Source organism: Flavobacterium sp. T12S277, assembly GCF_048514875.1.
Taxonomy (GTDB): Bacteria; Bacteroidota; Bacteroidia; order Flavobacteriales; family Flavobacteriaceae; genus Flavobacterium.
The window spans coordinates 70,338-97,040 of the sequence record NZ_JBLYEG010000008.1; the positions used below are offsets into that span (position 1 = coordinate 70,338).

Sequence of the window (26,703 nt, forward strand, 5' to 3'; positions counted from 1 at the left end):
TTGTGCTCAAAAAGTTAAACAACTTTACAATAAAGAGAAGTAAAGATAAGGGAAAGGTAATGTTCTCTTAAAAGCTATTGCGTTTTCGTAGGATACTTTTGTTGGGTCTAAAACAAAAACAACCTATGAAAAAACTTTACTTTCTATTCCTGCTGCTGGGGCTGAGTTATGCTTCCAAAGCACAAAATTTATTTCCATATCTGCAAAATGCCACACCGACCTCGATTTATGTGAACTGGAAAACAGAGAGCAATCCGGAGTCGATTGTAGAATATGGGACGACAGCCACTAGTCTTAATGTTACCGTTACCGGTAATACAAATGTTTTTACAGATTCGGGTTATCCGGGGAATTATTTTTACCATAGTGCGAAGTTGCTTAACCTTTCGCCGAATACGAAATATTACTACAGAATAAAAACCGGAGCGGATGTGTCTTCGGTTTATTCTTTTAAAACATTACCTAATCCGGGGCAGGCTGCCACATCAAACGGGCACATTCGCTTTTTGATAATGGGTGATAACCAATTGAAAGCGGTGCCTCGTTATGATTCTCTGGTATCTGCTGCCAAAAGAAAGATAAGACAAAAATGGGGGAAAGACTTATCTCCGGATGATAACATCTCCATGACTTTTATGGTTGGAGATCAGGTGGATGTAGGGACTTTAGATCATTACGAAAATGTACATTTTAAAAAGAACAGAGGTTTGTCGGGCAATGTACCGATTCAGACAACAGTAGGAAATCATGAAACCTACGGAACTCTTGGAATGAACTCCTATTACGATCATTTTTATATCAGTGAACTTTCGTATAAAGGTATTTCGTCAGGAACAGAGAATTACTACGCTCAACAAGCCGGTAATGTTTTGTTTATTAGTTTAAGTTCAGAACATACCGGTGCGGCACAACTTAGCTGGTTGCAACAGGTTCTTGCGGCAGCAAATGCAGATTCGACAGTAGATTGGATTTTTTCTCTAAGTCACAGACCTTATCAGGCCGAACAGTATGTGGGGGATATTTCGACCTGGGTGCGTAATACTGCCGTTCCGTTATTGGTAACTTCTCCAAAATATTCGATGCATATTGGGGCACACCATCATCTTTATCACAGAGGACAGTTGAAAAACACTCCTACTTATAATATTATTTCAGGAGGTACAGCCTGGGATCAATATTGGGGATCTTCGACAGAACAGGATTTTGATGACGTACAGAAAACAATCTGCAACTGGATTTATCAAATTGTAGATATTGACGTTACAAACGGAAAAATGGACATCGAAAGTTATTCGATCGGAAGCGTTGATAAATGGAAGAACAACCAATTGATGGATGAATTTCACCGCTATAAAAACAAAGCTGCACCTGCGAAACCTTCGATCACCAATACTTTTACAGCGACAAATACGTTACCGTTAACCGTATCCGGATCAGCTTACAGTACCACTACAGACGAGAAGTTAAACACCAGTCAGTTTTTGATTTCTCAGACACCAACATTCGATATTGTTAAGAAAGAAGTATATCGCGATTTCGAAAACTTATACGGAAAGTATGGAACCAAAAAAGATTCAACCGTAAATATTAATCTTGGCGTAGACATTACCAAAATGGATCTGGCTTCTAATTCGCTTCCAAATGGTAAGTACTATGTAAAATTAAGATACAGAGACCGCAATTTGGAATGGTCGCCATGGAGTGATGTTCAGACTTTTACGATTACCGGAAGTAATACGGTAAACACGGCAATAGTTACAGACGCTTCGACCTATTTGCAAGGTGCAGCTATAAAAGTTGATTATACGGATGCTCCGGCCAGTACTTCGACCTGGATTGGTTTGTATAAAGAAGGACAGACTCCGGGAGGTTCGACACCATCACAAACCTGGAAATATACCGATGGCAGCACAAGCGGTTTTATTAATTTCCCTAGCGGACTGGCGAATAAAGGACGTTATTATGCTGCAATATTTTCAAATGGAGGGTATACCGAAATAGCAGCCCGAAAGTATTTTTATGTAGGACCTGTTCCGACCTTAACTACCGATAAAACCGAATATTCTGTTGGTACTCCTGTGATTATTAACTACACGAATGGTCCACAACTAGCAAAAGACTGGATTGGAATCTATAGAATGGGAGTTAACCCGGGATCGGGAGTTACAGCAACAAGCTGGCAATATGTGACAACCGTTGCCGATGCTAAATCTTTTACCGGATTGCCAAAAGGGTATTATTATGCCGAATATTATTTACAGGATGGATTTAATCCTATTGGAAATAAAGTTTTCTTTAAAATTGGTGCTGTTGTTACCGAATTATGGATCAACAAACCTGTTTACGATCTTGGGGAACAAATTACAGCCTCTTGGACAGATGCTCCGGGAATTGTAAAAGACTGGTTGGGAATTTACCATGAAGGTGATAATCCTAATGAAAAACCGTTGGTGAGTTATACCTATTTTGAAGGGCTTTCTGAAGGAACTAAAAACATTGTTGCTCCTGAATTGCCTACGGAAAAAGGAAAATACTTTTTAGTGATGTTTACCAATGATTCATACAATGAAGTATCAAACCGAGTTACTTTTGAAGTAATTGATCCGCATTTGGGTAACGATGAGTTTAAAATTGACAATGGTTTGAGAGTATATCCAAATCCAACCAATAACAATACAGAAACCTTTATTCAGTCGGAATATCCTATTGACGAAATAGAAATTTACAGCATGGAAGGAAAGTTGCTGTATGCCACAAAAAATGTGAATAACAACAAGTTCTCACTCATCAATCAGGATTTGCCAAAAGGAGTTTATATTTTAAAAATACATTCCCGTAAATTGTTTACAGCCAAACTAATTGTGAAGTAATAAACAAACAAATAAATATCAAAATCCCATTTGCCGCGGTGAATGGGATTTTGTTTTTTTAGATTAGAAGATCTGACGAAATATTAGAATAACATTTCAATAAGCTGAATTTTATTGCCGCAGGTATCATCCAGTATGGCAATTTTTACATTTCCCATTGCTGTTGGTTTCATACTAAATGCAACCTCAAGACCAATCAGACGATCGTATTCCTCCTGAAGATGATCAACATTAAATTGAGTATAGGGGATTCCGGCGTCAAAGAGTGCTTTTTGATAGGTTTTGGCCGGTTCAAAATGATTGGGTGCTGGTTCCAGTAAAATTTCGACTCCGTCTGGTTCGTCTTTAGCAACAACGGTCAGCCATCTGTTGTTTTCGCCTACTGGCACATCATGCTTTTTTACAAAACCTAGTTTTTTAGTATAAAACTGTAAGGCCTTTTCCTGATCCAGAACTGGAATTCCGATTACTTTTACTCTCATTATCTATCGTTTTAAAAGGATTGAATACAACTTTGATGCATTTTTAATTAGCGGGCTATTTTACGCATAAGAGTTTCAAACGGACCATTATTAAAGCGTTTTGCCCAAAGACTACTAAAGTAATAACTGAGCACAAAATATGCAATTGAAAACAGCAAAATATAAATTGGTTTTGTTGCTTCCTCATCAGTTGGATCTTGGATTAAACTCCTGTTCATTAGTACAGAGAACAAAATGATTCCAATAGTGAGATGCGAAATATAGTGTGTTAACGTCATTTGACCTGTTGGAGCAAAATTTTGTACGTATCGGTTCGTTCCGTATTTTTCTCCCAGGTACATAAAAAAGGCAATCAACATCAGAGCAAATCCGGATGTACTTAACATAAAGGGGAGGTACGGCGGGAGGTAATCGGCATTGATAAATAAATCTAAATGCTCAGAGAGTACAAATTGATGGGATAATAATTGAAGTAATGCTATTGATACATAGACTAAAAATCCAATCGCAAACATTTTCTTCTGAACCTTTATACTGCTCCAGTTTAGTCTTCCAAGATACATTCCTAAAAGAAAATAAGCGATCCAGGGAAAAACAGAATTCCAGCCATTATAAAAGGTGTTTCTGATAAATCCGTTTAGGGTGTAAAAATCTTTGTATTGAAAAGTATCCATATTCCAGCCAGTTTCATAGGGGATGATGAAAATTAAAACATGGAAACCAAAGACCGCCACTGCAGCCAGGAGCAGAAAAAACTTCTTGTTTAGAAAGACCAAAAAAGCAATTAGAAACATATAACAACCGTAGAAATGTAAAATATCGGCGGGCCAGATGAGGTTGAGCAAAAGCCCGATGACAAATAAAAAAGCGGCTCGTTTGAGGATGGTATTTCTCAGCTGCTTTTTCTCGGCAGGAGTATATACAGCTCTGTTGGTCATAAGCGCAACACCCATTCCGGCTAGTATTACAAATACCGAACTCGAGTTGCCGCTAAAAAGAGACATAAATTGAGCAACAGTACTTTGGTCGCTATGAGAGCCAAAAACCATATTAAAATTTACAATAAACATTCCGAAGATGGCATAGGCTCTTGCCAGGTCAAATCCTATAATTCTTTGTTTCATTTTTTTATATTTTATGAAACAAATGTCGAAATGAATAATCGCGGGAAATTTGACTTAGGTCAAATAATACATTTAAATTCTGGAGCGGATTCTGCTCAATGTTTCCAATGATATTCCCAGATAAGAAGCAATGTGGGTGAGCTGGATATTTTTAATAATATGCGAATGTTCTTTGATTAGTTTAAGATAGCGCGTGGTAGCATCGAGGGTGCGAAACTGAAACAAGCGGTCCTCTAGCCAAATGGCGTAATACTCGGTGAGCATCAAATCTAACTCGGTTAATTTTGGAAATTGCTTCTTCGCGTTCTGAAATGCGGTAAAGTCGGTTTGTGAAATGGTAATATCGGTAACGGCCTCAATGAATTCGTTACTTGGCTTTTGCAGGCAATAGCTGTTAAAAGATACGGCTATATCATCAGGAAAGTAGAGTTCTGTTGTGATTTCCTTTCCGTCATCGAGATAATACTTTCTGGCAATCCCTTCTTCTATAAAGTAACTTTTACTGCATATTTCATCTTGCCGTAACAAAAACGCTCCTTTTTTTAATGTTCTGGTAGTCGAGATGTTATTTAAAACGGCTAAGGTTTCCGGATCAAGGTTGTTTATAAAAGCATCTATTTTGGTGAGATAGGAGTTCATTTTTTCGGTAAATGTTCGGTTTAAGAGGCTTGTATTTGTTGGTAGGTTTTAGTTTGTTGCGGTAATAAGAAGAACTACCACAGGCACGGAAGAAATAATTTCAATGCCAGGTGGTTGTTGCTTAAATACGTTTTTTTAACCTCCAATTGTACCAGTTCTCACGGGTTCTGATCGTTTGTAATTGGCTATAATAACTCCTGTAGAGGTGATCGTATGGTCAGTCAGTACAAATGAAGTTGGAACTGCACCCTCATCAAATAGTTTTTTCCCTTTCCCAAGCAGTAAAGGATGAATTTTGAGCCAGAGCTCGTCAACTAAATCATTTTTAAGCAGGAACTGAATCATGTTGGCGCCGCCCCAAACTTTAATGTCATCGCCTTCTGAATTTTTAAGATTTTGAATGTCTGCTGTGTCTTTTAGAAACACGGAGTTTTCCCATTGAGAATCTTTTCGGCTTGTAGATAAGACATATTTGGTAACCTCATTAATTCCTGGCCAGTTAGCAGCATTCGCGGGCCAATAAGATTCAAAAAGATCAAAGGTCTTTCTCCCTAAAAGAATATCCGAAGGTTCCATTTGTTTCTCCATGGCCTTGCTGTATGATTCATCACCAAAGGGTGCGACCCAGCCTCCGTATTCAAAACCGCCCGAAGTATCTTCCTGAGGGCCGCCCGGTGCCTGCATCACCCCATCGAGGGTAATCATTGCTAAGGCGATTATTTTTCTCATGATTTTTAGTTTTTGGTTTCTCAAATATAATAAAATAACAAGAAATATTGGACTGAATTAATACGGGTTGATGGTGTTGCAGAAGCAAATTTTTATTGGTGTGTTGTTTCAAGGTTCAAAATAACGGGCTTTTGATATGGATCGTTCCTATGGAACTTTTATCTCTGTTGCTTCATAGGCAACGGATTAAAATCCGTTGTTACAGCATTGCTCATTCCTCCGGAATTTGGAATACTGGTATGTAATAGGTGCCGTTCCTATGGAACTTTTCTCTCTGTTGTTTCATAGGCAACGGATTGAAATTGGTTGCTGGAATATTGTTCATTCCTGCTGAATTTAGAATGCTGCTTTGTGATCGTACAGCCTTAAAAATTTATTCCAATATTTGTATTTAGAAAGAGGCAACAAATAAATTCTGATTTTGTATATTTGCCCAACCAAACATTATACTTAATTATGAGCCAAAAAGTATTACTTAATTCAAAAGAAGTTACTATCATACTCCATCGTTTGGCTTGTCAGTTAATCGAAAAACATCTTGATTTTTCAGATACTATTTTAATCGGAATTCAGCCGAGAGGTGTTTTTTTAGCAGAACGTTTAAAACAAATATTAGAGAGCGAGTACAAGACACCTGAAATTTCTCTGGGCTATTTAGATATTACTTTTTTCAGAGACGATTTCCGTCGTACAGATAAACCGCTTGAAGCCAATAAAACCCAAATCAATTTTATAGTTGAAAATAAAAAAGTCATTTTTATTGATGACGTTTTGTTTACCGGACGCAGCATTCGCTCTGCTTTAACCGCAATTCAGTCTTTCGGGAGACCTTCAGAAATTGAATTGTTAGTGTTAATCGACAGGCGTTTTAGCCGCAATCTGCCTATTCAGCCCGATTATCGCGGTCGTCAGGTAGATGCTATTAATGGTGAAAAAGTAAAAGTAAGCTGGAAAGAAAATGACGGCGAAGATGTGGTGCATTTGATTACCAATTAGTTTAATCGGTTAACCGGTTAATTGTTTAATCGGAAAAGCCAAACGATTAAATGATTAGTGAAATTAAAAAATAGGTGAACCGTTAAATCGGTCAACTATTTAGTCGTAAAGAAAGCGATTAAACGATTAAACAAATAAATATATAAACAAACACAATGAAAGAATTAAGCGTAAATCATTTATTAGGAATTAAATATATCAATGAAAATGATATTAACCTGATTTTTGAAACTGCCGATCATTTTAAAGAAGTCATTAACAGACCCATTAAAAAAGTTCCTTCATTACGAGATATTACCATTGCCAATATTTTCTTTGAAAACAGTACCAGGACCAAACTTTCTTTTGAGTTGGCACAAAAAAGACTCTCTGCTGATGTGATTAGTTTTTCGGCAGCTCAGTCATCGGTCAAAAAAGGAGAGACCCTGATTGATACTGTAAATAATATCCTTTCAATGAAAGTTGATATGGTTGTAATGCGCCACTCCAACCCCGGAGCGGCTTATTTTTTATCCAAAAATGTCAAAGCCAGTATCGTGAACGCCGGAGACGGAGCACACGAGCACCCAACACAGGCTTTATTAGACAGTTACTCGATTAGAGAAAAATTAGGCGATGTGGCCGGAAAAAAAGTAGTTATTGTAGGTGATATTCTGCATTCAAGAGTGGCTTTGTCCAATATATATGCTTTGAAGATGCAGGGAGCCGAAGTAAAAGTTTGTGGTCCAAAAACACTAATTCCAAGATACATCGAATCGCTTGGTGTTACCGTTGAACCAAATTTGCGTAAAGCTTTAGAATGGTGTGATGTTGCCAACATGCTTCGCGTACAAAACGAACGTATGGATGTAAACTTTTTTCCTTCTACACGCGAATATGCACAACAATATGGAGTAGATAAACCCTTACTGGATTCTCTTGGAAAAGAAATCGTAATCATGCACCCGGGACCAATCAACAGAGGGGTAGAGATAACTTCTGAAGTAGCAGACTCAGATCATTCCGTGATTTTGAATCAGGTTGAAAATGGTGTCGCGATCAGAATGGCCGTTATTTATTTATTGGCTTCTAAGATTCAGTAGTTTTTATTTATTTGTTTCAAGTTTTATTTGTTTCAAGTTCGATAAGCTGAACGTTATAAAACCTGAAACCTGAAACCTGAAACCTGAAACCTGAAACTTGAAACCTGAAACTTGAAACGTGAAACTTGAAACCTGAAACCACAAAAAAATCGTACCTTAGCTCTCTAACAGAGCCTATAAATTAGAAGATGAAAGTAGATCAAAAAGGACATACCGTTACCATTAAAGATACCCAGGGAGATTTTAATGCTTTTTTGGAAAAAGTAACGCAACAGTTTAAAACCTTTGAAAAACAAAATATTATAATCGATTTGTCTGCAGATACTGATGTTTCTGAAAAAGAAGTAAAGCTTTTTCTGCCTTTGGCCAAACAACAGAAAAAAGCCAAAAAATCATTTGTAGTAGTAGTTTCTGATCTTGACTTTAATGCTGTTTCAGCTAAATTACTAGTGGTTCCATCACTTTTGGAAGCACATGACATTATCGAAATGGAAGAAATCGAAAGAGACCTGGGGTTTTAATTGTAGATTTTAGAGTTCAGATTTTAGATTTTGAATGTTGAAATCTAAAATATATATTCAATCTAAAATCTAAAATCAACAATCTAAAATGAAGCTTACCATACTAGGCTGTTATGCCGCAACTCCCAGAACAATTACCAATCCGACTTCGCAGGTTTTAGAGATTAAGAACAGAATGTTTTTAATTGATTGCGGTGAAGGAACTCAGGTACAGCTGCGCAAGAACAAAATTAAATTCTCTAAAATAAATCATATTTTTATTTCGCATTTGCATGGGGATCACCTTTATGGATTAATTGGTACGATCTCAACTTTTGCGCTTTTAGGCCGTACGACTGATTTACACATTTATGGACCGAAAGGGGTAAAGGAGATTATTACTTTGCAATTGAGATTGTCCAATTCCTGGACGAGCTATGATTTGTTTTTTCATGAACTGGAAGCAACAGAAAGCGAAGTTATTTTTGAAGACAGCAAGGTTATTGTAAAAACGATTCCGCTAAAACATCGTGTGTATACCAACGGATTTTTGTTTCAGGAAAAACCCGGTGACCGAAAATTGAATGTTGAAGCCGTACAGCAATATGATATTCATACGGCGTACTATCAAAAAATAAAAGGCGGCGGCGATGTTACACTGGATGATGGCACTGTAATAAAAAACGAAAAGCTGTCCTTTGATCCAATTCCTGCAATGAGTTATGCTTTTTGCTCGGATACCGCCTATCACGAAGCCATACTTCCTTTAATAAAGGATGTTGATGTTTTATACCACGAAGCTACTTTTTTAGAATCAGAAGCGGCATTAGCGCAGAAAACGCTGCATTCAACGGCAAAAGAGGCAGCAACTATTGCCCTTAAAGCAAATGCAAAACAATTGATACTCGGACATTATTCAACTCGATACGATGGTATCGAACGTTTTAAAGAAGAAGCTGAAACCGTTTTTCCAAACGTTCTCTTAGGAGATGATGGAAGAAGTTTTGAGTTTTGAGTTTTTTGAGGATGAATTACAATGGTTACGTGTATCCGTAAATCAAAGTAAAAATCTAAAGTAAAAATCTAAAGTCTACAATCTAAAATCAGCAATTATGAACGATTTAAGCAATTATAGAAAATCTTACGAAAAGAGTGAGTTATTAGAAACGAATATTCCGGAAGATCCAATTAATCTTTTTAACCGATGGTTTCATGAGGTAGAAGATTTTGGCGGAAATGGAGAAGTCAATGCTATGACAGTTTCAACAATTGGGTTGGACGGTTTTCCCAAATCGAGAGTAGTGTTGTTGAAGAAATTTTCGGAGGAAGGTTTCATTTTTTATACCAACTATGATTCAGAAAAGGGAAAAGCAATAACAGCGAATCCCCATGTTTGTTTGTCTTTTTTCTGGCAGGAAATGGAACGTCAGGTAATCATAAAAGGAATTGCCACCCGAACAGCTGAGAACATATCTGATGGTTATTTTGATTCTCGTCCCGACGGGAGCAAGCTCGGAGCGATTGTTTCGAAGCAAAGTGAAGTGATCCCGTCCCGAACTTTTCTGGAAGAAAATTTGAAAAAATTAGAGAAAGAATTTGAAGGAAAACACATTCCGAGACCTGAAAATTGGGGAGGCTTTTTAGTAACTCCTTTAGAGGTAGAATTCTGGCAGGGAAGGCCCAACAGATTGCACGACAGGATTCGTTATCAGAGTCAGTCTGACTTTTCATGGAAGATTGAGCGACTATCGTCTTGATTTGTAAGAAAAACACATGTTAATATAGAATTGTTATGTAGTTCATCGATTATTTTTGTAGTTTACCGGTAGATTTGATATGTTTGAGTAAGAAAATATAACAGATCAATTTATCTAAATAAAGAATTTAAAGGATTTGCCCCAACATCTACTTTAAAAGTTAAACTACTATGTGATTATGAGAAAGATGATGCATAACATGAGGTTCGTTGCAATAGTTTTCGTACTTGTTGCAATGAGCTCCTGTTCATCGGATAGTGCAGAGGCTACCGAAAACGGTACTAAAACCGAAACGGTTGTTGCCAGTTACACTTACAATGATTCAGAAATCGAATCTATGAAACTTATCAATGACTATCGGGTAAGTATTGGTCTTAATGCGCTGCAAAGAGTAAATCACGTTTCCTTTAAATGCGAAGAGCATAACAAGTACATGATCGCAAACAATGTGGTTGATCATAATGATTTTACTTCTCGTTCTAATAATATCATGAGTGTTTTAGGAGCTAAAAAAGTAGGTGAGAATGTCGCTTACAATTATAAAACTTCCGAAGCAGCTTTAAGAGCCTGGCTGGATAGCCCGGGGCATAAAGCAAATATCGAAGGAGATTATACCCACTTTGGTTTATCAGTTTCTATTGATCCTCAAACAGGTAAAAAATACTATACAAACATCTTTGTGAAGATGTAAAGAGAATTTTGGACTGGTTAGTTTTTATGTATCGTTGTAATTCACAGAATTGCAACGATTTTTTTTTTGCCAATATTTTTACGAAGACAAATTCCAAAAAACAAATTCCAAATTCCAAAAAGCAAATTCCAAAAAAAAGAAATTCCAAATTCCAAAGCTCCCGAACAGGGTTTTGGAATTTGGAATTTGAATTTTTAAAATATTAAAGCTTACAGGGCTGTAATAATAAATTCGCTTCTTCTGTTCATTTGATGTTGTTCTTCTGTACAAGGTACACCATCAGAACAGCCATTTACCAGTTGGGTTTCTCCGTATCCTTTTCCGGTTAGTCTGTTTTTGGCGACTCCGTTTTTAACCAGCCATGCAATAGTCGATTTTGCTCTTCTATCAGACAAGGCCGCATTGTATTTGTGTGTAGCACGGCTGTCGGTATGCGAACGAATGTCAAGTTTCATCGTTGGATGACTGTTTAATACATCCAGTATTTTCTCCAGATCCAGAGCAGCTTCGGTACGAATATTTGATTTGTCCAGATCAAAATAGATCATTTTAATACCAAAACATTTTCCTAAATCATCACCGATGGTCACTTTGCAGGTTGCTTTATCCAAAGCAATAGGAAGACTCGTTTTTCCGGTAAGTTTCCCGATAGTGATGTTTATTTCTTTGGTAGTATAATCTTCTTTTTCAGCTCTTACATTATACGTTTTTCCGCATTCGACCGGAAAACTGTAAAAACCTGTAGCATCTGAAATGGTATTGTTTTTTACCGCTCCCTGATTGTCATACAACGTTAGTTTTGTATTTGGTAAAATTGCTAAGGTTTCGGCATCTGTAATCACTCCGTTTAACTCCTGGATACATTGTAGTCTTCGGGTTTCAAGGAATTTGTAAATATCATCAGAACCCTGTCCGCCATCTTTATTAGAGCTGAAATACCCTATTCTGGAAGCGGGATCAATAATATAGGCAAAATCATCTTTTGGTGAATTGACATCTGCTCCAAGATTCTGAATGCTGCTAATGGTTCCGTTATCTTCAATTTTACCTACAAAAACATCCAGTCCTCCCAGACCCGGATGCCCGTCGGAAGCAAAGTAAATTTCATTATCACTGGTTACATATGGGAATGTTTCTTTTCCCTGGGTGTTAATGGTTTTTCCTAAGTTTTGAGGTGTACCATAACTGCTGTCTCCGTTAATACTCACTTTGTAAATATCAGATTGTCCTACAGTTCCGGGCATATCAGAGGCAAAGTACAGTGTTTTTTCATCAGGACTCAATGCCGGATGTGCGGTACTGTAATTATCGCTGTCAAAAGGAAGTGTCGTGATATTGGTCCACTTTCCGTTTTCAAGAGTAGCTTTGTATATTTTGATTAAAGTAATTTTGTTGTCATCTTTTCCTTTTTTACCATTGATGTAGTTGTTTCGCGTAAAATAAACCGTTTTTCCGTCTTTTGTGAAAGCGGGAGAAGATTCGTGAAACTTCGTGTTTAGGGATGTTTTAAATTTATTGACCTTAACAACGCTGTTGGAAGCAGGGTCGGTGTCGGCAAAATACAAATTAGTAAAATACTCTCCGGTCCATTTGTGTTTGCGCTGTGAAAAGTTTCCGGTATCTCTGGCAGAGGCAAAGTATATTTTACCATTGTACACAAAAGAACTGTAGTCGGAATATTTAGAATTGATTCCGGCATCTTCGATTTTGTATCGGCCTGAATTGGCTTTAATTTTGTCGAGATAGTTTACATCTTCGGCGTATAATTTCGCTCTGTCGTCGTTTTTCGATTTAGCCGCGAACTCTTCCATGATTTTAGCAGCTTTAGCTGTTTGCCCGGTCGATTTCAAACATTGTGCATATCGATAGTAATACTCAGGCTCGACAGCGGTATTCATGGCAAATAATTCACCGTACCATTTTGCGGCTACTTCAAAGTTAGAGTTGAAGTAGTAAGAATTTCCGAGCTTCTTAAACAAATCGTCTGATTTGTACCCTTTATCGGCTACACGTTCGTAGGTTTTAATAGCGTTGATATACGCATAATTATCGTAGTTTTTATCAGCAGTATTAATTTTCGATTGTTGCGCATAACTGCCGAATGAAAAAGAACAGATAATTGTTAAGCAAAGGAGTATATAATTTTTCATAATCATTATTTTTAGAAGAAACGTGGCGTTGTCATTTTACCATTGTTTTTGAAGAATTCGTAACGCAGGAATATCTCATGTGATCCCGAATTATAGTTGTTCAGTCGGGTGGTTTCGCGATCGTAACCATAACCAAGATAAAGGCCATCGGTTATTTGAAACCCTACCATGGCGCTTATTGAAGCACTCCAACGATACGCTAGTCCAACCACAAGTTTGTCCATAAACATAAAGTTTGCAGAAACGTCTACCTGAAGCGGTGCTCCCTCAACCATTTTGGTCAGTAAGGCAGGTTTGAATTTGATGTATTGGTATTGGTCTAAATCAAACACATAACCGGCTATTAAGTAATAATTGATTTTGTCTTTATAAATGGCATAGTCGTTATCATCAAACCGATTGGTTTCGATAAAGTTGGGTACAGACAAACCGATATAAGCTTTATCAGAATGCCAGTAGACTCCGGCTCCCACATTTGGTGAAAACTTATTGTTTAGATCCTGAAACTGTGGATCTCCCTGGCTCTCCGGATTTAATTTGCTGACATCAAGATTGAACAGGTTTGCTGTTCCCTTAATACCAAACGAAAGTTTAAAATCGGCTGAGGTTTGAACAGTATAAGAGAGGTCGACAGAAATGTTATTTTCATTGGTTGGACCAATTTTGTCGTTTACTAAAGAGGCTCCTACTCCCAGATTACTGTTGTTTATCGGGCTATTTACAGAGAAAGCGCTGGTTTCAGGTGCCCCGTCGAGTCCAACCCATTGGGTGCGGTACAATCCAAAAACACTTAAAGCTCCTCGTGATCCGGCATAAGCGGGATTGATGTTTATGGTATTGTACATGTATTGCGTAAATTGTGCATCCTGTTGGGCATAACCAGCAATTGTTACAAACATAATGACGAAGAAAAATAATTTTGTTCTCATAGTGGTATTTATTATTTTCATTAGTACTACTTTTTATCCAAGAAAATCGAAAAAAAGTCTATGCATTTGTATATTCAAAAATAAGGATTTTTTTATTAATTAATTGTAAAAAGCTTCTTTATGTGTTTGTGATACAATAGAATATATTTTTTCTTTCTTATTTTGATAGATATAAGTACCCATCTTTTTTATTGTTTTGAAGCACATTATTTCCGTCCAATGATTTATAATTAATAATATAGAAATAAGTTCCTGTTGGTAGTCCGTCAGATTGTTTGACGGTAGTTCGGCCTCTTGAAATTCCATCAAAGGCATTGGTTTGATTGTTGTAATTATGTGTTTCAAATACCAATACTCCCCAGCGGTTGTAAATCTCTACATCATTTTCAGGATAACAAGTGGTATCGTCAATACTGTCTATTTTGAAGATATCATTGATTCCGTCTCCGTTAGGCGAGAAGGCGTTATGAACGACTACGCTTCCGCAGGCAAGTACTTTACAATCATCATTTACTTCCATATTCAGTACAATAGTTCTTGGGCAGAATGTATCCGGTATTCTGTATTCGAAGGTATAAGTGCCCAGCGCCAGACCAAAAGGATTAAAATTATTTCCTTGTATGCTGTTGGTGTTATTGTTGTCCACCCAGGTTCCTGTAGTAGGAGTGTTTTCTGGTAATAAGGATAACAAGTTTATCAGAGTCGAATCATCGTTACAGGCTTTACTGCTGATCGTTGTTGTTCCACTAGGAGTTGCAGTAATTGTCACTGTTGCGGTAGCCGTACACGTTTGATTCTGATTGTTTACAGGCGATGTTGCTGTAAGGGTGTATGTTCCGGCCGGTAAATTGGTGTTTCCAACAATTTCGTTGTTAGCGTTTCTAATTACCACAGTCGAACCTGGACTATTGGTTACCAGGATTGAACCGGTTTTTCCGTCCAGACAGTTCACATTGGTAGCCACTCCGCTTACCGAAACTGTATTGGCTACTGTAAAGGTTTGTACCAGTACGGTTTTATTTCCTGCACAATCGGTTAGGGTATAGCTTCTGGTCAGGATGTAAGGACTTCCGTCGCAGCCGCTTCCGCCATTGTTAGTGTCACTTACCGTAATGTTTACTGTACTGCTGCAATTATCCTTAGCGTCTTTGATGTCACTTGGATTTCCGGCAGGAATATTAGCGATGGTTTGCAAATTGGCTACATTAAGAGGAGCTGTTCCTGTAGGCGGAGTAGTGTCTCTTACAGTTATAATTTGAGTGTAAGAAATGGTATTTCCACCACAATCACTGGTTGTCCATTTACGGGTTAAAGTATAATTTGTAGCACATTGATTTTCAATATTACTTTTTGTTTCACTGAAAACAATTGGTAAGTTGCCATTGCAATTATCAGAGGCTTCCATATTTGCAGGCTGCGGAACAGCATCGCAAGAAACAGTAATGTCAGCAGGTAACGTTCCGGTAAAGGTTGGTTTTGTAGTATCCTGAATGGTAATCACCTGAGTGAAAGTATCAGAAGTATTTCCACAATCGTCTTTTACCGTCCAGGTATTGGTATAGGTTCCTGCATTAGAACAACTTTCAGAAGCTACAAAAGCACCGCTTACTTTTACAAGGTTTGAAACATCGGTATCACAAGCGTCAGTTGCTGTTGGGAACAAGGCTTGTGCAGCAGTTAAGGCTGCTGTATCACTACATTCTAAAGTTTTATTTAAAGAAGCAGTTTGAGTAGACCATGTTGGTTTAGAAGTATCCTGAATAGTAATCACCTGAGTGAAAGTATCCGAAGTATTTCCGCAATCGTCTTTTACTGTCCAGGTATTGGTATAAGTTCCTGAATTGGCACAACCTTGAGAGGCTACAAAAGCGCCGCTTACTTTTACAAGGTTTGAAACATCGGTATCACAAGCGTCAGTCGCCGTTGGGAACAAGGCTTGTGCAGAAGTTAAGGCTGCTGTATCACTACATTCTAAAGTTTTGTCTAAAGAAGCAGTTGGAGTAGACCATGTTGGTTTAGAAGTATCCTGAATGGTAATCACCTGAGTGAAAGTATCCGAAGTATTTCCGCAATCGTCTTTTACTGTCCAGGTATTGGTATAGGTTCCTGCATTAGAACAACCTTGAGAGGCTACAAAAGCACCGCTTACTTTTACAATGTTTGAAACATTGGTATCACAAGCATCAGTTGCCGTTGGGAACAAGGCTTGTGCAGAAGTTAAGGCTGCTGTATCACTACATTCGATAGTTTTATCCAAAGAAGCAGTTTGAGTAGACCATGTTGGAGCAGAAATATCTTGTACAACAATAACCTGGCTCACAGGAAGTGAAACATTTCCACAGGCATCAACAGCGGTCCAGGTTCTGGTTTGAGTGTAAGAACCCGCGCATCCACCCGGAGTAATTACATCTGTATAAGTTAATGATGAAATCACGCCATTGTTATCCGTTGCAGTAGCAGTTGCAAATACTGGTGTTGCAGGACAATTAATAGTAGTACTTTGTGGTAGAGGATCTATGATTGGTTTAGTAGAATCTCCATCAATAATAGTAACCGATTTCGTTATGGTACAAGAGTTCGCATCTGTTGCAGTCACCGTATAAGTTCCTGCCACAAGTGCATTTGCTGTAGCAGCAGTTCCGCCAGATGGAGACCACAAGTAAGTATAACCTGGAGTTCCACCGGAAACAGTAATGGTAGCAGATCCTGTATTGTCACCTCCACAGCCTACATTGGTTTGTGAAGTAGTGGCTGTTAATACAGTTGGCTCTGTAATCGTTACTGTTTTTGTTATTGAACAAAGATTAGCATCTTTAATAGTTACGGTATATGTTCCTGCAGCTAAGTTAGAAGCTGTTGCTGCTGAACCTCCAGATGGTGCCCAAGAGTAGGTATACGCTCCGGTTCCTCCGGCGGCAGTTACGGTTGCAGAACCTGTAGCTCCGGCATTACAAGCCACATTAATTTGTGAGGTTGTTGCGGTTAGTGCAGTTGGTTCTGTTATGGTAACGGTTTTAGTAATCGTACAAAGGTTAGCATCTTTAATAGTTACGGTATAGGTTCCGGCTGCTAAATTAGAAGCTGTTGCTGCTGAGCCTCCAGATGGTGCCCAAGAGTATGTATATGCTCCGGTTCCTCCGGCAGCAGTTACAGTTGCAGAACCTGTAGTTCCGGCATTACAAGCCACATTAGTTTGTGTAGTTGTTGCAGTCAAAGCAGTTGGTTCTGTAATCGTTACTGTTTTAGTAAGGGTACAAAGATTAGCATCTTTAATAGTCACCGTATAAGTTCCTGCTGCCAAATTTGAAGCTGTTGCAGCTGATCCACCTGATGGTGCCCAAGAGTATGTATACGCTCCGGTTCCTCCCGCAGCAGTTACAGTTGCAGAACCTGTAGTTCCGGCATTACAAGCCACATTGGTTTGTGAAGTTGTAGCGGTCAGCGCCGTTGGTTCTGTTATGGTAACGGTTTTAATAAGGGTACAAAGATTAGCGTCTTTAATAGTCACGGTATAAGTTCCGGCCGCTAAATTCGAAGCTGTTGCTGCTGATCCACCTGATGGTGCCCAGGAGTAAGTATAACCTGGAGTTCCTCCGGCAACAGTTACGGTTGCAGAACCTGTCGTTCCGGCATTACAAGCCACATTAGTTTGTGAGGTTGTTGCGGTCAAAGTAGATGATTCTCTTATGGTAACTGTTTTAGTAATGGTACAAAGGTTCGCATCTTTAATAGTTACGGTATATGTTCCTGCCGCTAAATTAGAAGCTGTTGCTGCTGAACCTCCAGATGGTGCCCAGGAGTAAGTATACGCTCCGGTTCCTCCGGCAGCAGTCACTGTCGCAGAACCTGTAGCTCCGGCATTACAAGCCACATTGGTTTGTGTAGTTGTAGCGGTTAGTGCAGTTGGCTCTGTTATGGTAACGGTTTTAGTAATGGTACAAAGGTTTGCATCTTTAATAGTCACGGTATAAGTTCCGGCTGCTAAATTAGAAGCTGTTGCTGCTGATCCACCTGATGGTGCCCAAGAGTACGTATACGCTCCGGTTCCTCCGGCAGCAGTCACAGTTGCAGAACCTGTTGTTCCGGCATTACAAGCCACATTAGTTTGTGAGGTTGTAGCAGTCAAAGCAGTTGGTTCAGTAATCGTTACTGTTTTAGTAATCGTACAAAGATTAGCATCTTTAATCGTCACCGTATAAGTTCCGGCTGCTAAATTCGAAGCTGTTGCTGCTGATCCACCTGATGGTGCCCAAGAGTAAGTATACGCTCCTGTTCCTCCGGCAGGAGTCACAGTTGCAGAACCTGTTGTTCCGGCATTACAAGCCACATTAGTTTGTGTAGTTGTAGCGGTCAATGCAGTTGGTTCTGTAATGGTAACGGTTTTAGTAAGGGTACAAAGGTTCGCATCTTTAATAGTCACGGTATAAGTTCCTGCTGCTAAATTAGAAGCTGTTGCTGCTGAACCTCCAGAAGGTGCCCAAGAGTAAGTATAACCTGGTGTTCCTCCGGCAACAGTTACGGTTGCAGAACCTGTAGTTCCGGCATTACAAGCCACATTAGTTTGTGTGGTTGTTGCGGTCAAAGTAGATGATTCCGTGATGGTAACAGTTTTAGTAATGGTACAAAGGTTCGCATCTTTAATAGTTACCGTATACGTTCCGGCCGCTAAATTAGAAGCTGTTGCTGCTGAACCTCCAGATGGTGCCCAGGAGTACGTATACGCTCCGGTTCCTCCTGCAGCAGTCACGGTTGCAGAACCTGTATTTCCAGCATTACAAGCCACATTGGTTTGTGTAGTTGTTGCGGTCAGCGCCGTTGGCTCTGTTATGGTAACGGTTTTAGTAATCGTACAAAGGTTAGCGTCTTTAATAGTCACCGTATAAGTTCCTGCGGCTAAATTAGAAGCTGTTGCTGCCGATCCACCTGATGGTGCCCAAGAGTAAGTATACGCTCCGGTTCCTCCTGTAGGAGTCACGGTTGCAGAACCTGTAGTTCCGGCATTACAAAGTACATTAGTTTGCGTAGTGGTCGCAGTCAAGGCATTGGCTGGCTCTGTAATAGTAACTGTTTTGGTGATCGTACAAAGATTAGCATCTTTAATAGTCACGGTATAAGTTCCGGCTGCTAAATTAGAAGCTGTTGCTGCTGATCCGCCTGATGGTGCCCAAGAGTACGTGTAAGCTCCTGTTCCTCCCGAAGGAGTCACGGTGGCAGAACCTGTTGTTGCAGATTTACAAAGTACGTTGGTTTGTGTGGTTGTAGCAGTTAGCACCGTTGGTTCTGTAATGGTAACTGTTTTAGTTATCGTACAAAGATTAGCATCTTTAATAGTCACGGTATAAGTTCCCGCTGCTAAATTAGAAGCTGTTGCAGCTGATCCACCTGATGGTGCCCAAGAGTACGTGTAAGCTCCTGTTCCTCCCGCAGGGGTAACTGTTGCAGAACCAGTAGTTCCGGCATTACAAAGTACGTTGGTTTGTGAAGTGGTTGCAGTCAAAGCATTTGCAGGCTCTGTAATGGTAACCGTTTTAGTGATTGTACAAAGATTGGCATCTTTAATCGTCACGGTATAAGTTCCCGCTGCTAAATTAGAAGCTGTCGCTGCTGAACCACCTGATGGTGCCCAAGAGTACGTGTAAGCTCCTGTTCCTCCCGCAGGAGTCACGGTTGCTGAACCTGTTGTTGCAGATGTACAAAGTACGTTGGTTTGTGAAGTGGTTGCAGTCAAGGCATTTGCAGGCTCTGTAATGGTAACCGTTTTGGTTATCGTACAAAGATTAGCATCTTTAATCGTCACCGTATAGGTTCCTGCTGCTAAATTAGAAGCCGTTGCTGCTGATCCACCTGATGGTGCCCAAGAGTAAGTGTAAGCTCCTGTTCCTCCCGCAGGAGTCACGGTTGCAGAACCTGTTGTTGCAGATGTACAAAGTACGTTGGTTTGCGTAGTGGTTGCGGTCAAGGCATTTGCAGGCTCTGTAATGGTAACCGTTTTGGTTATCGTACAAAGATTAGCATCTTTAATGGTTACGGTATAAGTTCCCGCTGCCAAATTAGAAGCTGTTGCTGCTGAACCTCCAGATGGTGCCCAAGAATACGTGTAGGCTCCTGTTCCTCCCGCAGGAGTTACGGTTGCAGAACCTGTTGTTGCAGATTTACAAAGTACGTTGGTTTGTGTGGTGGTAGCGGTTAGCGCCGTTGGTTCTGTAATGGTAACCGTTTTGGTGATTGTACAAAGATTAGCATCTTTGATCGTTACGGTATACGTTCCAGCTGCTAAATTAGAAGCTGTTGCTGCCGATCCGCCTGATGGTGCCCAGGAATAGGTGTAAGGCCCGGTTCCTCCGGCAGGAGTCGCGGTTGCAGAACCTGTAGTTCCGGCATTACAAAGTACGTTGGTTTGCGAAGTGGTTGCAGTCAGGATAGCTGCAGGCTCCGTAATAATTATTTGTTTGGTACCGGTACATCCTTTTGAATCAGTAGCGGTTACAGTATAAGTTCCAGCGGCTAAATTCGAAGCCGTTGCTGCGGATCCACCTGATGGTGCCCAGGAATAGGTATAAGGCGCAGTTCCTCCTGTGGCAGTTACGGTCGCTGATCCGGTTGTAGTTCCTTTACATTTTACATCAACATGCGAACCGGCAGTTTCGGTAATCACAATATTGGTCTGACTCACAACAACCGGTTTCGTATCAGAACAGCCCGATTGTACATTTGTACCTTTAATGTAATAAGTCCCCACTGGCGCTGCAGTTGGAGTGTTATAAGGAATAGTTGCTGCAGCATCCTGCCAGTACGTATAAGTAAGTCCGGCAGTACTTCCTGCAGTAACTGCTGGCAAAGTAAGGTTTGCTGTACCATTAACGCATACAGGGGCAGGATTAGTAATAACCAGAGTGTTTGTAGCAAAACTTTTTGCTTTCAAAAACACACCGGCATCCCATCTTTGGTCTGATGCATCGGCAATAGCCATTTTTATTTTATAAGTATTTCCAGGTGTAACAGCATAAGTAGCAGTAAGAACGACAGTTGAACCATCATATTCCATAGTGGTAGAACCAGGAGGATTGTTTAAGTAGTAAGCGTCGTTTACTGCCGGGAACGCAACATTATTTACGTTAGTTCCGGCAGAGTGTATGTTGTTTATGGTTACCGCATCACCGTTTGGCAATTGGGCAAGATTAATCGCATTATTGGTATACGTACCGGTAATTCCGGTGCCGCTTAAAAAGAATCCAAAAGCATCATTAAACTGTGTATTTACATATTCCAGATACTCTTCAGATGCAAAAATAAATTTAAACTCTACAAGATTTCCGTCCGGAATAAAATTGAATTCCAATATGGAGGCATCGTGCATGGTTCTGCCGGCAATTCCAGCCAAATCAGGATCACTCGCTTCGTTTACCATTTCATCAGACCTGTTGGTGTACGTATTAGGTCCCATAGCTGAACTGATTTTCCCTGTAGACAAAAGAAGTCCTTCGTCTATTGGGAATGTAGAAGTTCCTTTGCTGTAGTATCCCAATTGTCGGTCTCCGGCAGTTGAAGACCAGGTATGATTTACCCAGGTCCAGGTGTTGTTATTGTTTCTTCTGTAGTAACCAAAGCGAACATTGTCGATGGTTAAACATCCGGACGTTAATACATTACGAACAAGCTGATCGGCATTATAACCATTGTAGCCTGCAGCAGGATTGGCAACATCAATTGAACCGGCAACAGCTGCCAGAGCACTAACAGCTTCGGTTGTGGCTGCCGTTTTTGCTGTCTTGGAAGTTAGTTTAGTTGATGAAATAGTATTTCCAATCCTAACAGGGATCTCCTGAGCAAAAACTGCCGAAGAATACATTGTTAATCCTAAAATTAAAATCAATAAAGATTTTAAGTTAATTTTAGAAAAGACATCATGTTGAATGTTTTGGTGAAAAGGGAAAATATACTTACCACATTTAATGAAATTTCCCACTTCTTGAAGAGTAGTTTTAGTTTTCATATTTTAGGATTTTGTTTTTGAAAGTACTTGTGATATTTTAACAGAATCAAAGTTATAACGTGTAATTACTTTTGATTTTTTTTCTCCGCAACTAACCTAAAAACTCGTTGAAGTGTATTTTTTTTGTTAAATAAGGGGGCAAAAAACACTTTTTTTTGCCATTTCTGACAAAAAAACGGAGGCTAATTTTTTGTTTTATTTGTTAAAAAGGCTGCTTTTTGATTCTTGTAAGTGATTAATAATCAATTATTTGGTTAATTTTTTATGAATATGGAAAATATCGACTAAGTGTTTGATTTAATAGATGAAGAACACTTTTTGTTAAATAAGGGAAGTTTTCCTTTGTTAAGGATTTTAGATTTTTACTTTTCAGTTCGCCGTTAAAAATTTTGTTGAAATGTTAACAGAAATAAAAAAAAGAAAAGGTTTAAGATTTCTTTTGTAAATTAGAAGTTCAATAAAAAACCAACCTCTTTTAATGAGGAATGTAAACCTTCAGCTTATGAAAAACTTAATTTTAATACGCCATGCAAAATCAAGTTGGGAAGCCCCGTTAAAAGATTTCGACAGACCATTGATGAAAAAAGGAATTTTAGATGCACATGAAGTATCGGCAACGATTTCAAAGTTTCTTCCTAAAACCTATATCATGTGGAGTAGTACTGCAGCGAGAGCTTTAGAAACGGCACTTATTTTTGCGCAAAATATTTCTTATCCTATAGAAAGTATCGTTTATAAAGACGACCTTTATACCTTTGATGACAAACAGCTCGAAAAAGTTATCAAATCATGTGATAATAGTTTTGAAAGCGTTATTCTTTTCGGACATAACGAGGCTATTACAAATTTTGTTAATAAATTTGGGGATGTTTTTATCGAAAATGTACCTACTTCAGGCTTTGTATCACTACAGTTTGATGCAGACAGTTGGAACACCATTAATAAAGGTAAAACTCATAAAACAATTTTCCCCAAAGATTTAAAATAAATAAAGTGTACGAACAGAAATATATCGATAGAGAAAAAAGTTGGTTGGCGTTTAATGCAAGAGTACTTCAGGAAGCTGGAGATAATTCGGTTCCACTTTTAGACAGGTTGCGTTTTGTTGGAATTTTTTCAAACAATTTAGATGAATTTTTCAGAGTCCGTTATGCTGCAATTCGAAGATTAAGCCTTTCCGGAATTTCCGGCGAAAAATATTTAGGTGGAGTTTCGGCACACCAGCTCATTAAAGACATTACCGAAATTGTGATTCAGCAGCAATCTGAAAGTTTACGCATTTTAGGCAATATCGAAGCAGAACTCGAAGCCGAAAATATTTTTATCATCAATGAAGATCAAATTACAAAAGAGCAGGAAAGCTATCTGAAAGACTTTTTTTTAGAGAAGTTAAGCCCTGAACTGGTGACTATTATCTTAAACGATCTGGCTGAATTTCCGGTTCTTAAAGATACCCTGGGTTATTTGGCTGTTCGATTGGAAATGAATACCAATGATGAAGTGCGTTACGCTGTTATTGAAATTCCAAAAACCATAAACCGATTTGTGGTCCTGCCATCGGAAAGTGACAAGCAGTATGTGATATTGATTGACGATGTAATTCGTTACAATCTGAAAAACATCTTTAATATTTTTGATTATAAAAGCGTTTCGGCACACATGATCAAAATTACACGCGATGCCCAGCTGGATATCGATAGTGATTTGAGTAAGAGTATGCTCGAAAAAATTGCATCCTCTGTAAAAGACAGAAGAATAGGAGAGCCCGTTCGCTTTATTTATGACAACTTAATCGAAGAAGATACCTTGCGTTTCTTTTTGGATAAAATGAAAATTGTAGAAACCGATAGTATAATTCCGGGTGGACGTTATCATAACCGACGTGATTATATGAGTTTCCCCAATTTGGGAAGATACGATTTGCTGTACAAGCCAAACGAACCTTTGCCAATTCCGGGCTTGAGTCTCGAGGGCAGTATTTTGGAAAAAATCAGTAAAAAAGATTATTTACTGCATGCTCCATATCAGTCCTTTTCGTATCTGACAAAGTTTTTGCGTGAAGCCGCTTTAGATCCAAAAGTAACCAGTATAAAAATTACATTATACCGTTTGGCAAAGAACTCACAGATTATCAGTTCTTTGATTAATGCAGCGAAAAATGGTAAAAAAGTAACCGTTCAGATCGAGCTTCAGGCACGATTTGATGAGGCATCCAATATTTCCTATGCCGAGCAGATGCAGACAGAAGGAATTGATCTTATTTTTGGAATAAAAGGCTTAAAAGTACACAGTAAAATTTGTGTCATCGAAAGAGTAGAAGACAGTAAAACACGTCGTTACGGCTTTATTTCGACCGGAAATTTTAACGAATCGACGGCTAAAATTTATACCGACGTAACCCTGTTTACCTGTCATCAGCAAATTCTGAAAGACATCTCTAAAATATTCGAGTTTTTTGATATCAACTACAGGGTGCACCGATACAAACATTTAATTGTATCCCCGCATTATACCCGATCAAAATTTATCAAACTCATCGATCGTGAAATTCTACATGCACTGGCAGGTAGAAAAACACATATAAAATTAAAAATGAACAGTTTGTCTGATTTTAAAATGATCGATAAATTGTACGAAGCCAGTAATGCAGGAGTTAAAATTCAGCTTCAGGTAAGAGGAATTTGTTCGTTGATTCCGGGAATTCCGGGGATGAGCGAAAACATTGAAGCCATAAGTATTGTCGACAATTATCTGGAACATTCAAGAGTTTATATTTTTGGAAATGCAGGATTAACAGAAGTTTATATTTCATCGGCCGATTTCATGACCCGAAACCTTGATGGAAGAGTCGAAGTTACCTGTCCGATTTATGATCTTCAGATAAAGAAAGAACTAATAGACAATTTCAATATTGCGTGGAAAGGGAATGTTAAAGTGAGATATCATTCCTATAAACTAGATAATAAGTATAAGCCCAGAAATCACCATGCTCCATTTAGAGCGCAGTTTGAAACGTATAAATATTATCAGAATAAAATAACGGTTCAGGAAGAAGTGGTATAACACATCAATTAATAAAAACAATAAAAAATAAAATCATAAGTGAGCATGATTAATATAAGGAAATTTGCAGCGATAGATATTGGATCCAATGCCATGAGGCTACTGATATCGAATGTTGTAGAACAAGATGGGAAAGAACCACAGTTTAACAAAAGTTCACTTGTTCGTGTGCCAATTCGTTTGGGACAAGATGCCTTTACCGTAGGAGAAATTTCAGCAGAAAATATAGATCGAATGGTGGATGCGATGAGAGCATTCAACCTTTTGATGAAAGTACATAAAGTAGAACGTTATATGGCGTTTGCAACTTCAGCAATGCGCGAGGCCTATAATGCAAAAGAAGTTGTGGCCCTGATCAAGAAAAAAGCCGACATAAAAATCGAGATTATTGATGGTAAAAAAGAAGCCGCAATTATTGCGTCGACAGATTTACATCATTTACTAAAAACAGATGAGACCTATCTTTTTGTGGATGTGGGTGGTGGAAGTACCGAATTTACTTTATTTTCTGATGGAAAAATGATCAATTCCAGATCTTTCAAAGCCGGAACCGTACGTTTGTTAAACAATATGGTGCACGATGTGGTTTGGGATGAAATTGAAAAATGGATCAAAACCAATACGGCAGATTATGAAGAAGTCACCCTGATTGGTTCGGGTGGAAACATCAATAAATTGTTTAAAATGTCCGGAAAACAACAGGAAAAACCGCTTTCGTACATCTATATCAATTCGCAGTATGCTTTCCTGAATTCTTTAAGTTACGAGCAAAGAATTGCCGAGTTGGGTCTGAATTCAGATCGTGCCGACGTTATTATTCATGCGACCAGAATTTATCTGAATGCCATGAAATGGAGTGGAGCACGCCAGATTTACGTTCCAAAAATTGGACTTTCTGACGGAATTGTAAAAGCAATGTATTACGGTAAAATTTAGTTTTTTTTGCCGCGATCTGCGTTATAGCGAACAGACGAAGCAGTTGCATGATTTTTTCATTCAAAACATCAAAAAATAAATTCGTGGAGATTCGTGAAATTCGTGGCAAATAAAAATAAATCTGTGGAAATCTTTTGAATCTGTGGCAAAAATAAATGTTAACCAACAAACACAATAAATGAACAAAACAAGACTTGAGGCTTTTAGTGATGGGGTATTGGCTATTATCATAACCATTATGATTTTAGAAATTAAAGTACCGGCTGGTCATGAATTCGCCGATTTAAAACCGCTGATTCCTAAGTTTCTTAGTTATGTTTTGAGTTTTGTTTATGTGGGTATTTACTGGAACAATCACCATTATTTAATTCATAGCCTCAGTAAGGTTAATGGAAAAATTCTTTGGGCTAATTTGCATTTGCTCTTTTGGCTTTCCTTGATTCCTGTGGCAACCGGATGGATGGGCGAGCATAACTTTGCCAAAGCATCTATGGCTTTGTATGGTACTGTTTTGCTATTGTGTTCAATTGCATACTTTATTTTGCAGCGTATTATCATTCTGAATGAAGGTACAAATTCGACCCTGGCAAAAGCGATAGGACGCGATGTAAAAGGTCATACTTCTTCTGTTTTGTACATTTTGGGAATCGTATTTTCGTTTTATAACGAATGGATTTCAGGAGCAGCTTATTTTATCGTTGCTTTATTATGGCTTATTCCGGACAAGAGAATAGAAAGGATTTTTGCTGCTAAAAATTAATT

Annotated in this window: 18 protein-coding genes; 11 read left to right on the plus strand and 7 right to left on the minus strand. The window is 38.7% G+C overall.

Annotation, left to right across the window (positions count from 1 at the left end):
* The first annotated feature begins 125 nt into the window (after window positions 1-125).
* Entirely contained in the window at window positions 126-2,870 is a 2,745-nt protein-coding gene (locus ACN1CN_RS13270) for a fibronectin type III domain-containing protein (RefSeq protein WP_419136004.1), read from the plus strand.
* A gap of 83 nt (window positions 2,871-2,953) precedes the next feature.
* Here ACN1CN_RS13270 and ACN1CN_RS13275 read toward each other — a convergent pair whose 3' ends face one another.
* From ACN1CN_RS13275 to ACN1CN_RS13290, 4 genes are all read right to left on the minus strand, one after another.
* The gene (locus tag ACN1CN_RS13275) at window positions 2,954-3,352 is read right to left on the minus strand and encodes a VOC family protein (protein ID WP_419136005.1); all 399 of its coding nucleotides are present in this window, start codon (window positions 3,350-3,352) and stop codon (window positions 2,954-2,956) included.
* Between the two features lie 47 nt (window positions 3,353-3,399).
* Window positions 3,400-4,476: a DUF418 domain-containing protein gene (locus tag ACN1CN_RS13280; protein WP_419136006.1), complete on the minus strand. Its 1,077-nt coding sequence runs from the start codon at window positions 4,474-4,476 to the stop codon at window positions 3,400-3,402.
* Window positions 4,477-4,548: 72 nt separating this feature from the next.
* Window positions 4,549-5,115 carry a Crp/Fnr family transcriptional regulator gene (locus ACN1CN_RS13285; protein WP_419136007.1) on the minus strand — a complete coding sequence of 189 codons (567 nt, stop codon included), beginning with the start codon at window positions 5,113-5,115 and terminating at the stop codon, window positions 4,549-4,551.
* A 135-nt stretch (window positions 5,116-5,250) separates the two neighbouring features.
* Window positions 5,251-5,844, minus strand: a complete 594-nt coding sequence (locus ACN1CN_RS13290; RefSeq protein WP_419136008.1) for a dihydrofolate reductase family protein — start codon at window positions 5,842-5,844, stop codon at window positions 5,251-5,253.
* Between the two features lie 456 nt (window positions 5,845-6,300).
* Between ACN1CN_RS13290 and pyrR the strand changes: the two genes are divergently transcribed.
* From pyrR to ACN1CN_RS13320, 6 genes are all read left to right on the plus strand, one after another.
* Window positions 6,301-6,840, plus strand: a complete 540-nt coding sequence (pyrR, locus tag ACN1CN_RS13295) for a bifunctional pyr operon transcriptional regulator/uracil phosphoribosyltransferase PyrR (RefSeq protein WP_264524564.1) — start codon at window positions 6,301-6,303, stop codon at window positions 6,838-6,840.
* Between the two features lie 155 nt (window positions 6,841-6,995).
* A complete protein-coding gene (locus ACN1CN_RS13300) occupies window positions 6,996-7,922 on the plus strand; it encodes an aspartate carbamoyltransferase catalytic subunit (RefSeq protein ID WP_007805228.1) in 927 nt (308 codons plus the stop codon).
* 188 nt (window positions 7,923-8,110) lie between these two features.
* Window positions 8,111-8,443: a ribonuclease Z gene (locus ACN1CN_RS13305; protein WP_419136009.1), complete on the plus strand. Its 333-nt coding sequence runs from the start codon at window positions 8,111-8,113 to the stop codon at window positions 8,441-8,443.
* 88 nt (window positions 8,444-8,531) lie between these two features.
* Window positions 8,532-9,437 (plus strand): ribonuclease Z, encoded by a 906-nt coding sequence (locus ACN1CN_RS13310; protein WP_419136010.1) that lies wholly within the window; start codon window positions 8,532-8,534, stop codon window positions 9,435-9,437.
* A 97-nt stretch (window positions 9,438-9,534) separates the two neighbouring features.
* Window positions 9,535-10,179, plus strand: coding sequence for a pyridoxamine 5'-phosphate oxidase (gene pdxH, locus ACN1CN_RS13315; protein ID WP_264524561.1), 645 nt, complete (start codon window positions 9,535-9,537; stop codon window positions 10,177-10,179).
* 178 nt (window positions 10,180-10,357) lie between these two features.
* Window positions 10,358-10,870, plus strand: coding sequence for a CAP domain-containing protein (locus ACN1CN_RS13320; protein WP_264524560.1), 513 nt, complete (start codon window positions 10,358-10,360; stop codon window positions 10,868-10,870).
* A gap of 209 nt (window positions 10,871-11,079) precedes the next feature.
* Here ACN1CN_RS13320 and ACN1CN_RS13325 read toward each other — a convergent pair whose 3' ends face one another.
* The 3 genes from ACN1CN_RS13325 to ACN1CN_RS13335 all read right to left on the minus strand — a co-directional run bounded on the left by ACN1CN_RS13325 (window position 11,080) and on the right by ACN1CN_RS13335 (window position 21,942).
* On the minus strand, window positions 11,080-13,020 hold the full coding sequence (locus ACN1CN_RS13325; RefSeq protein ID WP_419136011.1) for an OmpA family protein: 1,941 nt from the start codon (window positions 13,018-13,020) through the stop codon (window positions 11,080-11,082).
* An 11-nt stretch (window positions 13,021-13,031) separates the two neighbouring features.
* Complete coding sequence (locus tag ACN1CN_RS13330) at window positions 13,032-13,949, minus strand: type IX secretion system membrane protein PorP/SprF (protein WP_264526344.1); 918 nt, start codon at window positions 13,947-13,949, stop codon at window positions 13,032-13,034.
* 157 nt (window positions 13,950-14,106) lie between these two features.
* The gene (locus tag ACN1CN_RS13335; protein ID WP_419136012.1) at window positions 14,107-21,942 is read right to left on the minus strand and encodes a choice-of-anchor L domain-containing protein; all 7,836 of its coding nucleotides are present in this window, start codon (window positions 21,940-21,942) and stop codon (window positions 14,107-14,109) included.
* A gap of 502 nt (window positions 21,943-22,444) precedes the next feature.
* Between ACN1CN_RS13335 and ACN1CN_RS13340 the strand changes: the two genes are divergently transcribed.
* From ACN1CN_RS13340 to ACN1CN_RS13355, 4 genes are all read left to right on the plus strand, one after another.
* Window positions 22,445-22,930 (plus strand): SixA phosphatase family protein, encoded by a 486-nt coding sequence (locus tag ACN1CN_RS13340; protein ID WP_173964568.1) that lies wholly within the window; start codon window positions 22,445-22,447, stop codon window positions 22,928-22,930.
* 5 nt (window positions 22,931-22,935) lie between these two features.
* Window positions 22,936-25,005, plus strand: coding sequence for a polyphosphate kinase 1 (ppk1, locus tag ACN1CN_RS13345; RefSeq protein WP_264524557.1), 2,070 nt, complete (start codon window positions 22,936-22,938; stop codon window positions 25,003-25,005).
* Between the two features lie 45 nt (window positions 25,006-25,050).
* Window positions 25,051-25,941 (plus strand): Ppx/GppA phosphatase family protein, encoded by an 891-nt coding sequence (locus ACN1CN_RS13350; RefSeq protein ID WP_264524556.1) that lies wholly within the window; start codon window positions 25,051-25,053, stop codon window positions 25,939-25,941.
* 178 nt (window positions 25,942-26,119) lie between these two features.
* On the plus strand, window positions 26,120-26,701 hold the full coding sequence (locus tag ACN1CN_RS13355; RefSeq protein WP_419136013.1) for a TMEM175 family protein: 582 nt from the start codon (window positions 26,120-26,122) through the stop codon (window positions 26,699-26,701).
* The last annotated feature ends 2 nt before the right edge of the window (window positions 26,702-26,703 follow it).

Bases quoted from the DNA above. Each gene is read 5' to 3' on its own strand.
- ACN1CN_RS13285 (WP_419136007.1), bottom strand. From the start codon at position 5,115: ATGAACTCCTATCTCACCAAAATAGATGCTTTTATAAACAACCTTGAT.
- ACN1CN_RS13350 (WP_264524556.1), top strand. From the start codon at position 25,051: ATGATTAATATAAGGAAATTTGCAGCGATAGATATTGGATCCAATGCC.
- pdxH (WP_264524561.1), top strand. From the start codon at position 9,535: ATGAACGATTTAAGCAATTATAGAAAATCTTACGAAAAGAGTGAGTTA.
- ACN1CN_RS13300 (WP_007805228.1), top strand. From the start codon at position 6,996: ATGAAAGAATTAAGCGTAAATCATTTATTAGGAATTAAATATATCAAT.
- pyrR (WP_264524564.1), top strand. From the start codon at position 6,301: ATGAGCCAAAAAGTATTACTTAATTCAAAAGAAGTTACTATCATACTC.
- ACN1CN_RS13355 (WP_419136013.1), top strand. From the start codon at position 26,120: ATGAACAAAACAAGACTTGAGGCTTTTAGTGATGGGGTATTGGCTATT.
- ACN1CN_RS13325 (WP_419136011.1), bottom strand. From the start codon at position 13,020: ATGAAAAATTATATACTCCTTTGCTTAACAATTATCTGTTCTTTTTCA.
- ACN1CN_RS13275 (WP_419136005.1), bottom strand. From the start codon at position 3,352: ATGAGAGTAAAAGTAATCGGAATTCCAGTTCTGGATCAGGAAAAGGCC.
- ACN1CN_RS13270 (WP_419136004.1), top strand. From the start codon at position 126: ATGAAAAAACTTTACTTTCTATTCCTGCTGCTGGGGCTGAGTTATGCT.
- ACN1CN_RS13310 (WP_419136010.1), top strand. From the start codon at position 8,532: ATGAAGCTTACCATACTAGGCTGTTATGCCGCAACTCCCAGAACAATT.
- ACN1CN_RS13290 (WP_419136008.1), bottom strand. From the start codon at position 5,844: ATGAGAAAAATAATCGCCTTAGCAATGATTACCCTCGATGGGGTGATG.
- ACN1CN_RS13320 (WP_264524560.1), top strand. From the start codon at position 10,358: ATGAGAAAGATGATGCATAACATGAGGTTCGTTGCAATAGTTTTCGTA.
- ACN1CN_RS13280 (WP_419136006.1), bottom strand. From the start codon at position 4,476: ATGAAACAAAGAATTATAGGATTTGACCTGGCAAGAGCCTATGCCATC.
- ACN1CN_RS13335 (WP_419136012.1), bottom strand. From the start codon at position 21,942: ATGAAAACTAAAACTACTCTTCAAGAAGTGGGAAATTTCATTAAATGT.
- ACN1CN_RS13330 (WP_264526344.1), bottom strand. From the start codon at position 13,949: ATGAGAACAAAATTATTTTTCTTCGTCATTATGTTTGTAACAATTGCT.
- ACN1CN_RS13305 (WP_419136009.1), top strand. From the start codon at position 8,111: ATGAAAGTAGATCAAAAAGGACATACCGTTACCATTAAAGATACCCAG.
- ACN1CN_RS13340 (WP_173964568.1), top strand. From the start codon at position 22,445: ATGAAAAACTTAATTTTAATACGCCATGCAAAATCAAGTTGGGAAGCC.